Raw genomic sequence first — 11,291 nt, forward strand, 5'->3', positions numbered from 1 at the left:
GCCCGGTGGTACCTCCCGCCTCCCCGCCCACCCGGCAGGGGAGGCTCCGCCCTCGTCGCGAAAGCCCTCCGCCGTGTCCGCTCCCGCCCTCCCGTCTCCCGGCGCCCCCGCGCAGAAGCGTCCGAGCACGCTGCAGACCCTGCTGCGCCTCGTCCCCTTCGTCGGCGACTCCCTGCCCCGGCTGGTCGGCGGCATCGCGGTCGCGCTCGTGGCGAGCCTGGTGTCGCTGGTCATCCCGATCGTCCTGCAGCAGCTCGTCGACGGACCGCTCGGGGACGGGGCGGCCTCCGCCGGCTCCGGCGACCTCGGGCCGCTGATCGGCCCGGTCGCCGTCATCCTCGTGCTCGGCGTCGTCGAGGCCGGTGCCATCGCGCTGCGGCGCCGGATGGTCCTCACCCCCAGCACGCGGATCGAGGCGCGCATGCGCTCGGCGCTCTACAGCCGCCTGCAGGACCTCCCCGTCTCGTTCCACGACCGCTGGCAGAGCGGGCAGCTCCTGTCGCGGGCGATGAGCGACCTCAGCCTCATCCGCCGCTGGATCGCCTTCGGCTTCGTCCTGCTCGTGGTCAACGCGCTGACGATCGTCGTCGGCTTCGGCGTCCTCGTCTACTGGAACCCGATCCTCGGCGTGCTCTTCGTCGTGTGCTCGATCCCGGTCTGGATCTACGGGTTCGCGTTCGAGAAGCGCTACTCGAGCATCGCGCGCCGCAGCCAGGACCAGGCGGGCGACCTCGCCACGACCGTCGAGCAGTCGGTGCACGGCATCCGCGTCCTGAAGGCCTTCGGCCGCCACCAGCACGCGCTGGAGAACTTCGCCGGCCAGGCCGAGAAGCTCCGCGGCACCGAGATCGACAAGGCCCGCGCCATCGCCGGGATCTGGCTCGTCCTGCTGCTGGTGCCGGACATCGCGTTCGCGCTCTGCCTGCTCGGCGGGGTCTGGCTCGCCGCGGCCGGCCAGCTGAGCGTCGGCGAGCTGTTCGCCTTCTTCGCCACCGCGACCGTGCTGCGCTGGCCGGTGGAGTCGATCGGCTTCCTCCTCTCGATGACCTTCGACACCCGCACGGCGGTCGACCGCTACTTCGAGGTGATGGACAGCCGGAACACCATCACCGACCCGGAGGACCCCGAGACGATCCTCGAGCCGCGCGGCCGGGTGCGCTTCCGCGACGTCCACTTCCGCTACCAGGACGCCCCCGAGCGCTACCGCGACCTCCTCGACGGCGTCGACCTCGAGGTCGAGCCGGGCGAGACGATGGCACTGGTCGGCATCACCGGCTCCGGGAAGACGACGCTCACCGCGCTGCTCCCGCGCCTCTACGACGTGACCGGCGGAGCCATCGAGCTCGACGGCGTCGACATCCGCCGGCTCCGCCGCGACGAGTTGCGCACGCACATCGGCATGGCGTTCGAGGACGCGACCCTCTTCTCCACGAGCGTGCGCGAGAACGTCCTCCTCGGCCGACCCGACGCGACCGAGGAGGAGCTGCTCGAGGCCCTCGAGATCGCGCAGGCCGACTTCGTCCACCGCCTCCCCGAGGGCCTGGACACGAAGGTGGGCGAGGAGGGGATGAGCCTCTCCGGCGGCCAGCGCCAGCGCCTGGCCCTCGCCCGCGCGGTGGCCGCGCGTCCGGCGGTGCTGGTCCTCGACGACCCGCTCTCGGCGCTCGACGTCGACACGGAGGCGCGCGTCGAGGCGGGGCTGCGCCGCGTGCTCGGCGACACCACGGCGATCATCGTCGCCCACCGCCCCTCGACGGTGGCGCTCGCCGATCGCGTGGCACTGATGGAGGAGGGCCGCATCACCGCGGTCGGCACCCACAGCGAGCTGCTCGCGAGCAGTCCGCACTACCGCTTCGTCATCTCGAGCCTCGAGGAGGACGAGCTGACCCGGCCCGCCGGGACCGAGCGCATCGGCTCCCGCCCCACGACGACCCACCAGGAGACGCGATCATGAGCACGCTCGGTTCCTCCGAGGAGCGCGACGACCTCAGCAGAGCGGAGTCGGCGGCTCTGCGCCGACGCTCGCTGCGGCTGCTCGGCTCCCTGCTGCGGCCGCTCCGGCTGCGGCTGGTGCTCACCGCGGTCGTGGTCGTCGTCGCGACCGCTGCCCAGGTCGCGGGACCGGCGCTGATCGCGGCGGGCATCGACAACGGCCTGCCCGCGGTCCTCGCGGGGAACGCGGTCCCGCTGGCGGTCACGGTCGGAGCCTACATCCTCACCGGACTCGTCGGCGCGCTCCTGGTCGCCTGGTACACCGTGCTCTCCGCGAGGGTGAGCCAGGCGATCCTGATCGACCTGCGCAAGCGGGTCTTCCTGCACACCCAGAAGCTGAGCCTGGAGTTCCACGAGAACTACACCTCCGGCCGGATCATCTCGCGCCAGACCAGCGACCTCGACTCCATCCGCGAGCTGCTTGACTCCGGCATCAACCAGCTGGTGCAGGGTGCGCTCTACATGGGCTTCGTCGCGATCGCCCTCGTCTCCCTGGACGGCGTGAGCGGCATCGTGCTCGCCTGCGCCCTGGTGCCGCTGGCGCTGCTCACCCGCTGGTTCCAGAAGCGGTCGCAGGCGCTGTTCCGCGGTACCCGCGTCGCCTCGTCGCGGCTGATCGTGCAGTTCGTGGAGTCGATGACCGGCATCCGCGCCGTGCAGACCTTCCGCACGCAGAAGCGCAACGAGTCCGTGTTCGGCGGGGTCGTCGAGCAGTACCGGCTGGCCTACAAGCGCGTCTTCGGGGTGTTCGGCACCTTCGACCCCGGGCTCGTGCTGATCGGCAACGTCACCGTGGCCGTGGTGCTGTTCATCGGCGGCGTCCGCGTGCTCGACGGCGGGCTCGAGATCGGCGCGCTGCTGGCGGTCCTGCTCTACACACGGCGCTTCTTCGACCCGGTGCAGGAGATGGCGATGTTCTACAACTCCTACCAGTCGGCGGCCGCCGCGCTCGAGAAGATCTCGGGCGTGCTGGCCGAGGAGCCGAGCGTCCCGGATCCGGCCCGCCCGGTCGACCTGCGGCAGGCGCGGGGCCGCCTCGGCTTCGAGGGCGTCCGCTTCGCCTACACCGCCGACCGCGAGGTGCTGCCGCGCTTCGACCTCGACATCCCCGCCGGGCAGACCATCGCCCTCGTCGGGTCCACGGGCGCCGGCAAGACGACGCTCGCCAAGCTGATCTCGCGCTTCTACGACCCGAGCGACGGCGTGGTGACCCTCGACGGCGTGGACCTGCGGCAGCTGCACCCGAAGGACCTGCGGCGCGCGATCGTGATGGTCACCCAGGAGGCGTACCTCTTCTCCGGATCCGTCGCCGACAACATCGCGATCGGGCGGCCGACCGCGTCCTACGACGAGATCGTCCGGGCCGCGCAGGCGGTCGGCGCGCACGAGTTCATCCAGGCGCTTCCGGACGGCTACGACACCGATGTGAACAAGCGCGGCGGCCGCGTCTCGGCCGGTCAGCGCCAGCTGATCTCGTTCGCCCGCGCGTTCCTGGCCGACCCGGCGGTGCTGATCCTGGACGAGGCGACCTCCTCCCTCGACATCCCGAGCGAGCGCCTGGTGCAGCAGGGCCTGCAGACGCTCCTGGCGGACCGCACGGCGGTCATCATCGCGCACCGCCTCTCGACGGTCGCGATCGCCGACCGGGTGCTGGTGATGGAGCACGGCCGCATCGTCGAGGACGGCACCCCGGAGGCGCTCATCGCCGGCGAGGGCCGCTTCGCCACCCTGCACGCGGCCTGGCGGGACTCGCTCGTCTGATCGGCTGCCGCTCGCGACTCACGTCCCGGAGCCGCTCCCGGCTCAGGGGCGCCAGCGGGCGCTGCGCACGTCGACGCGCCAGCCGCCCGGCGTGACGACGAGGGGCGTGCCCTCGCGCTCGTACTCCCGGCGGGCGCGCTCCTCGTGGCCGACCGGGGGCGCTCCTCCCGCGCGGACGACGCGCCACCAGGCGGTGTCGGAGCCGTAGCGGGCCATCACCGTGCCGACCGCGCGTGCCGCACGCGTGCCGAGGACCGCGGCGATCTCGCCGTAGGCCATCACGCGGCCGGGCGGGATCGAGGCGACCACCTCGAGGACGGCGGAGACGAAGTCGGCCGGCTCCGCTGCCTCCGGCGCCGCGCTCAGAGCGTCAGCGCCCCGATGTTCTCGCCGTACTGCGTCTCGCCGACGACCTCGAAGCCGATCCAGCGGAAGAACTGCTCCGGGCCGTCCTCGCCGGACTCCCAGATCACCGTGAGGGTGTCGAAGCCGCGGGCGCGCGCCTCGTCGGCGGTTGCGCGGACGGCGAAGGTGCCCACGCCGCGGCCCTGCTTCGCCGCGTCGATGTTGATGCGCCAGATGCAGCTGCGGAACTCCTCCGCCGCCTCCGGGTCGAAGTGCGCGTGGATGAAGCCGACCAGCTCGTCGCCGTCCATCACGGCCCGCTGCCAGGAGGCGCCCGGGTCGATCACCGCGGCGGCGGCGGAGTAGGAGACCGGCGCGATGAACTGCTCCTGGCCGGGTTTGAGGCTCAGACCGTTCACGGCGGAGATGTTCGAGGCGGACAGCTCTTCCAGGCGGAGGTCACTCATGCCGTCACTGTACCGGCGGCGCAGGACGGCGGGCATCCTCCTGTCGGGCGACGTGCGCCGGCCCCGGCGCGGACGATCGAGAACTGTCTCGACATCGAGACAGTTCGGGCCTCGGGTAGGCTGGCGGAGGCCATCCGGAGCGGTGCAGAGCCGCCCGTCCCGCACAGGTGCGGGGTCATCGACACCATGGGAGAGCAATGTCCAAGATCAAGGTTGAGGGAACGGTCGTCGAGCTCGACGGCGACGAGATGACGCGCATCATCTGGCAGAAGATCAAGGACACCCTCATCCACCCGTACCTCGACGTGAACCTCGAGTACTACGACCTCGGCATCGAGTACCGCGACGAGACGGACGACCAGGTCACGATCGACGCGGCGCACGCCATCCAGAAGCACGGCGTCGGCGTGAAGTGCGCGACCATCACCCCCGACGAGGCCCGCGTCGAGGAGTTCGGCCTCAAGAAGATGTGGAAGTCGCCCAACGGCACGATCCGCAACATCCTCGGCGGCGTGATTTTCCGCGAGCCCATCATCATCTCGAACATCCCGCGCCTGGTCCCCGGCTGGAACAAGCCGATCATCATCGGCCGCCACGCGTTCGGCGACCAGTACCGCGCCACCGACTTCGTCTTCAAGGGCAAGGGCACGCTGACCGTCGAGTTCACGCCCGAGGACGGCTCCGAGCCGATGAGATTCGAGGTCTACAAGGCCCCGGACGACGGCATCGCGCAGGTCCAGTACAACCAGGACGCGTCGATCCGCGACTTCGCCCGCTCGTCGCTGAACTACGGCCTCTCGCGCAACTACCCGGTCTACCTCTCCACCAAGAACACGATCCTCAAGGCCTACGACGGCCGCTTCAAGGACATCTTCGAGGAGATCTTCGAGACCGAGTTCAAGGAGCGCTTCGACGCCGCGGGCCTCACCTACGAGCACCGCCTCATCGACGACATGGTCGCCTCGGCCATGAAGTGGGAGGGCGGCTACGTCTGGGCCTGCAAGAACTACGACGGCGACGTCCAGTCCGACACCGTCGCGCAGGGCTTCGGCTCGCTGGGCCTGATGACCTCCGTGCTCTCCACGCCCGACGGCAGCGTCGTCGAGGCGGAGGCGGCGCACGGCACCGTCACGCGCCACTACCGCCAGCACCAGGCCGGCAAGCCCACCTCGACGAACCCGATCGCCTCGATCTACGCCTGGACGCGCGGTCTCGCGCACCGCGGCAAGCTCGACGGCAACCAGGAGCTCATCGACTTCTCGCTCACCCTGGAGGACGTGGTCATCAAGACGGTCGAGTCCGGGAAGATGACGAAGGACCTCGCCCTGCTCGTCGGCCCCGAGCAGGGCTGGCAGACGACCGAGGAGTTCCTCGCGACCCTCGACGAGAACCTGAAGGCCCGCATGTCGGCCTGATCTCCGGCTTCGGCAGACGCGTCCGGCCCGCACGATCCTCGGATCCTGCGGGCCGGACGCGTCTCCGGGCCCGGTGGGACGCGCCCGGGCCGAGCGCCTCAGAGCGCCCGGGCGAGGTCCTCCATCGCGTGGAGCGGATCGGGCCCCGACGGCATCAGCACGACGCTCGACGCACCGGCCTCGTGCAGCAGGCCGATGCGGCGACGAGCGTCCTCGGGAGTGCCCACGACGGCCAGCTGGTCGACCCAGGCGTCGGGCAGGTCGCGGACGAAGGCGGCGCGGTCGGCGCTCTCGGCCCGCAGGCGGGCGAAGTCCTCGGCGAAGGGGAGCGGCTCGATGTGCGGCGCCCAGTCCGGCTCGCCGATCCACTCGAGTCCCGGCCGGACCGCGTCGCGCGCGGCGGCCGCATCGTCGTCCACGGCGGCCACGTTGTAGGCGACGATCCGTCCGGTGCCGCCCAGGTGGCCGCGGGCCGCCGCGAGGTACTCCGGAGTGACGGGCTCGGCCAGGACGACCCCGTCGGCGATCCGGCCCGCGAGCGCCAGCGACTTCGGTCCGCGGACGCCGGCCAGCAGCGGCGGCACGACGGCGGGCGGCGACTCCAGGACGAGGCCGTCCACGTGCACGTAGCGGCCGGAGCGGTCGGTGCGCTCGCCGGAGAGCAGCGAGCGGATCGCGTCGAACTGCTCCTCGAGCAGGGTGAGCGGGCTGCGCGGCCAGACGCCGAGGCCGCGCAGCCAGTGCGGCATCCCGTGCCCGATGCCGGCGTGGACGCGGCCGGGGAACAGTTCGGCGAGAGTGCCGAGCTCCATCGCGGTGAAGGCCGCCGTGCGCACGGCGGCGGGCAGGATGCCGATGCCGACGACGATCCGCTCGGTGGCGGCGAGCACCGCGCCGGCCTGGGCGATGCCGCCGCGGAAGCCGAGGTCCTCGACCACCCAGAGCTCGTCGAAGCCGAGCTCCTCGGCGCGGCGGGCGTAGACGAGCACCTCGGAGGCGGGGAGATCGCGGGGGAGCAGGACGCCGACAGCGGTGTCGGAGGAGGAGGCGCGCATCCGGCCAGCGTAGGGCGTGCGGACACGCGGAGGGCCCGCCCGCACGATCGCGGACGGGCCCTCGCTCGTCGTCCTACTCGGCGGCCGCCTCGCCGATCCGCACCTGCTCGGGGCGGGCGGTCGAGACGACCTCGATGCGGCGGGGACGCGCCTTCTCGCTGACCGGGATGGTCACCGAGAGCACGCCGTTGTCGTAGGACGCGGCGATGCGCTCGGTGTCGACGCCCTGGCCGAGGCTCAGCTGGCGGACGAAGGTCGCCGACTGGCGCTCCCGGGTGATCCAGGTGACGTCGTCGCCGCCCGCGACGGTGCGCTGGGCGCGGATGGTGAGGAGCTGCCCGTCGACGTCGACGTCGACGGACCCGGGGTCGATGCCGGGGAGGTCGGCGGTGAGGACGTAGTGGTCGCCGTCCCGGTACAGGTCGATCGGCATCCGGCGGGGCCCCTGGCCGGAGCCGAGGAGGGCGGTGGCGAGGCGGTCCAGCTCGCGGACGGGGTCGTAGGTGACAGCCATGAGATCACTCCATTCAGTCGTGCAACGAAGAGTTCCAAGAGTTGAGCCGACCCGGCTCAACGCGATTAAATTAGCACTCGGGGAGGGGGAGTGCCAACGGATCGGCCCCCTTCAGCGTCAACTTCGTTACCTGTTCGTAACAAAGCTGGGCAATCGAGTTCGTAGGGTCGTTTCTGTGTGGAAACCGATCCGGTTCCCAGCGAATGTGAGTAAGGACATCGATTGCCGATTCACCTGTCCCACCGACCACCCGTCCGCCGCGCTGAGAGGCGCATCCTCGCGGGCCTCGCCGTCCTCGGAGTCGCCGCGACCGCGGCCTTCGCCACCACCGGCGCCAGTGCCGCCCCTCTCGCCGGCAGTGCCTCGCTCGTCGGCGGGCTCTCCGTCGGCCAGAGCTTCGACGACGGCGACTACGTCGTCACCCTCGTCGAGCCCTCCGCGGCCACCTACCAGGGCAGCGATGCCCGCTTCGCCCGCACCGCGCCCGTCGACGGTGCGCAGCTGCAGGCCGCCTCGGCTCCGGTGGAGGACTACTCCGCCCACCTCGAGCAGCGCCAGGAGGACGTCGCCTCCGCGGTCGACGCCGCCATCGGCTACCACTACACCGTCGCCCTCAACGGCTTCTCCGCGACCCTCTCGGGCGAGCAGGCGGGCGAGCTCGCGAGCCGCCGCGACGTCGCCCAGGTCCGCAAGGTCGAGAACCTGAAGGTCGACCGCGCCGCGCAGGCCTCGCCGCTCGCCGCGGCCGCCGCCGGCACCCCGGTGCCCGACACCGGACAGCAGCGCTCCACCGACTTCCTCGGCCTCGAGGGCGAGAACGGCGTCTGGCAGAAGCTGGGCGGCATCGACAAGGCGGGCGAGGGCGTCGTCGTCGGCGTCATCGACTCCGGCATCGCGCCCGAGAACCCCTCCTTCGCAGGCGCACCCCTGGCGACCTCGCCCGGAGCGGCCCCCTACACGGACGGCACCACCACCTCCTTCGTGAAGTCGGACGGCGGCACCTTCGTCGGCTCCTGCTCGCCGGGGCTCCCCGCCTCCGAGCAGTGGGACGGCGACGAGTGCAACCAGAAGCTCATCGGCGCACGCTGGTTCCTCGCGGACGAGGAGGTCGGCTCGACGGACAACCCCGAGTACCGCTCCCCGCGCGACGCCGACGGACACGGCTCGCACACCGCGAGCACGGCAGCCGGCAACAACGGCGTCGAGGCGAGCGTCGACGGCTACGACTACGGGAAGATCTCCGGAGTCGCCCCGGCCGCCAAGGTCGCCGCGTACAAGGTCTGCTGGAACGGACCCGACGAGGGCACCGACGACGACGACTTCTGCTCCGGAGCGGGCATCCTCGCGGCCATCGACGCCGCGACCAAGGACGGCGTCGACGTCATCAACTTCTCGATCGGCGGCGGCTCGGCCACCTCGACCCTGACCGCGATCGACGAGGCGTTCCTCAACGCCGCCGCCGCGGGCGTCTTCGTCGCGGCCTCGGCCGGCAACTCGGGTGCGGGCGCCTCCACGCTCGACCACGCGTCGCCCTGGTACACCACGGTCGCCGCGTCCTCCATCCCGACCTACACCGCGACCGCCGCTCTCGGCGACGGCCAGAAGTTCGTCGGAGGATCCATCTCGGTCCACGAGGACGTCACCGGACCGCTGGTGAACAGCGCCGACGTCGTCCGCTCGGGCGCCGAGAACCCCGCCATCTGCGAGACCGGCACCCTCGACCCCGACAAGGTGAAGGGCACGATCGTCGCCTGCACCGCGGGCGTCACCGCGCGCGTCTCCAAGTCGGCCGAGGTCGAGCGGGCCGGCGGCATCGGCATGCTGCTGCTCAACCCGACCCCGAACGCCCTGCACGTCGACGACCACTCGGTCCCGAGCATCCAGATCGACTCGCAGGCCTACCAGGCGATCACGACCTACGCCGGCACCGCCGGTGCGACCGTGACCCTCTCCGAGGGCAACTCGTCCGGAGCCTCCATCCCCGTCCCGCAGGTCGCCGGCTTCTCGTCGCGCGGTCCCGCTGAGGCGGACGGCGCCGACGTGCTGAAGCCCGACCTCACGGCGCCCGGCGTCGCGATCCTCGCCGACAGCTTCAACGCCGAGGGCGACGACCCCGCCTTCGCGTTCGAGTCCGGCACCTCGATGTCGTCGCCGCACGTGGCGGGCCTCGGCGCGCTGATCCTCGGCGCGACCCCGAAGGCCTCGCCGTCCGCGGTGAAGTCGGCCATGATGACCTCCGCCTACGACAGCGTCGACCAGTCGGGCGCCGCGTCCGAGGACGTCTTCGCCCAGGGCGCCGGACACGTCGACCCTGCCGCGTTCCTCGATCCCGGACTGCTCTACCAGAGCGGCACGGAGGACTGGATCGCGTTCCTCAAGGGTGCGGGCTACGTCTTCACCTCGAACCCGGTGATCGACCCGATCGCCGCGATCGACCCGTCCGACCTCAACCAGGCCTCGATCGCGATCGGCGCCCTCGCGGGCACGCAGACCGTGACCCGCACGGTCACCTCGACCGGCGCGGGCACCTACACCGCCTCGGTCGACGGCCTCGCCGGGATCGACACCGTGGTCTCGCCCTCGACCCTCTCCTTCACGGGTGCGGGCCAGACGGCGGAGTACACGGTCTCCTTCACCACCGGCTCGGCGGCGCTCAACCAGTTCGCCACCGGCTACCTGACCTGGGCGAGCGCGGAGCACGACGTCCGCAGCCCGATCGCGGTGCGCCCCGTCCTGCTGGACGCGCCCTACGAGGTCTCCGGCACCGGCTCGACCGGCACCGGCACGGTGACGGTCACGCCCGGCATCACCGGCGCGCTGCCGCTCACCGCGAGCGGTCTCGCCGAGGGTGTCCTCGCCGAGGACGCCACCGCCGCCGACGGCCACTCGGCGACGCTCCCCACGGGGAAGTCGCTGACGACCACCGTCGTGGTGCCGGAGGGCGCCGAGTTCGCCCGCTTCGATCTCGACTCGCTCGACGACGCGGCCGACCTCGACCTCACCGTCACCAGCGAGAGCACCGACAAGGTCTTCACCTCGGCGACCGGCTCGGCCGACGAGCGAGTCGACATCGCCGACCCCGCTCCGGGCGAGTACACGGTCCAGGCCGATGTCTACTCGACCGCCCCGGGATCCTCGACCGTCACGTTCGACTTCCGCAGCTTCGTCATCACTCCGGAGAACGGTCTCGGCTCGCTGAGCACCGACCCCGCCGTGGTCGACGCCGTGCAGGGCGAGCCGATCGCGTACGCGGTCTCCTGGTCGAACCTGGCGGGCCCGGCCCGCTACCTCGGCCGTGTCGCCTACACCGATTCGGGACTCGCGACGCTCGTGAGCGTCGACGTCACCGAGGCGGTCACCCCCACCCCGACGCCGACCGCGACTCCGGAGCCCACGGGCACCCCGGAGCCGACCGCGACGCCGACGGCCGGTCCCACCGCCGGACCGGGGGAGCCCACCTCCACGCCGACCGCCGGACCGGGGGAGCCCACCTCCACGCCGACCGCCGGACCGGGCGCGCCCGGCCACGGCGCCGGCGGCCTCCCGTCGACGGGCTTCGACGGCGGTCTCCTCGGAGCCGCCGCCCTCGCCCTCCTCGGTGCAGGTGCTGTGATCACCGGCCTCCGACGCCGCGCCCTGGCGCAGCGTGAGGCGGGCGCCGCGGAGTAGTCCTCCGCGACCGCCGCGAACGGCCGTCCCCCTGCTCCTCCCGGAGCGGCGGTCGCGGAGGACTACTCCGCGG

At 71.9% G+C, this 11,291-nt stretch carries 8 protein-coding genes; 4 read left to right on the forward strand and 4 right to left on the reverse strand.

The genetic code is table 11. The features are described from left to right. Positions 1-73: 73 nt before the first annotated feature. Together C5D09_RS12480 and C5D09_RS12485 are read left to right on the forward strand one after the other, a co-directional pair. Complete coding sequence (locus C5D09_RS12480; RefSeq protein WP_104227288.1) at positions 74-1,954, forward strand: ABC transporter ATP-binding protein; 1,881 nt, start codon at positions 74-76, stop codon at positions 1,952-1,954. Next, a complete protein-coding gene (locus C5D09_RS12485) occupies positions 1,951-3,753 on the forward strand; it encodes an ABC transporter ATP-binding protein (RefSeq protein ID WP_104258297.1) in 1,803 nt (600 codons plus the stop codon). The genes C5D09_RS12480 and C5D09_RS12485 overlap by 4 nt, the downstream gene beginning before the upstream one ends. A gap of 42 nt (positions 3,754-3,795) precedes the next feature. Here the strand turns inward: C5D09_RS12485 and C5D09_RS12490 are convergent, their stop codons facing one another. Then, positions 3,796-4,119 (reverse strand): MGMT family protein, encoded by a 324-nt coding sequence (locus tag C5D09_RS12490; RefSeq protein ID WP_104238475.1) that lies wholly within the window; start codon positions 4,117-4,119, stop codon positions 3,796-3,798. Beyond that, a complete protein-coding gene (locus C5D09_RS12495; protein ID WP_104224946.1) occupies positions 4,116-4,565 on the reverse strand; it encodes a GNAT family N-acetyltransferase in 450 nt (149 codons plus the stop codon). Before C5D09_RS12495 ends, C5D09_RS12490 begins: the two co-directional genes overlap by 4 nt. 197 nt (positions 4,566-4,762) lie before the next feature. On the opposite strand from C5D09_RS12495, the gene C5D09_RS12500 reads away from it, so the two are divergent. Further along, the gene (locus C5D09_RS12500; RefSeq protein ID WP_104224939.1) at positions 4,763-5,980 is read left to right on the forward strand and encodes an NADP-dependent isocitrate dehydrogenase; all 1,218 of its coding nucleotides are present in this window, start codon (positions 4,763-4,765) and stop codon (positions 5,978-5,980) included. Between the two features lie 98 nt (positions 5,981-6,078). Here C5D09_RS12500 and C5D09_RS12505 read toward each other — a convergent pair whose 3' ends face one another. Both C5D09_RS12505 and C5D09_RS12510 read right to left on the reverse strand, forming a co-directional pair. Then, positions 6,079-7,035, reverse strand: a complete 957-nt coding sequence (locus C5D09_RS12505; protein ID WP_104269429.1) for an LLM class flavin-dependent oxidoreductase — start codon at positions 7,033-7,035, stop codon at positions 6,079-6,081. A 73-nt stretch (positions 7,036-7,108) separates the two neighbouring features. Next, a complete protein-coding gene (locus C5D09_RS12510) occupies positions 7,109-7,549 on the reverse strand; it encodes an Hsp20/alpha crystallin family protein (protein WP_104227284.1) in 441 nt (146 codons plus the stop codon). 222 nt (positions 7,550-7,771) lie between these two features. On the opposite strand from C5D09_RS12510, the gene C5D09_RS12515 reads away from it, so the two are divergent. Beyond that, positions 7,772-11,218, forward strand: coding sequence for a S8 family serine peptidase (locus tag C5D09_RS12515; protein ID WP_104269430.1), 3,447 nt, complete (start codon positions 7,772-7,774; stop codon positions 11,216-11,218). Positions 11,219-11,291: the final 73 nt, after the last annotated feature.

The organism is Rathayibacter sp. AY1C9 (assembly GCF_002932315.1).
Classification (GTDB): domain Bacteria; phylum Actinomycetota; class Actinomycetes; order Actinomycetales; family Microbacteriaceae; genus Rathayibacter.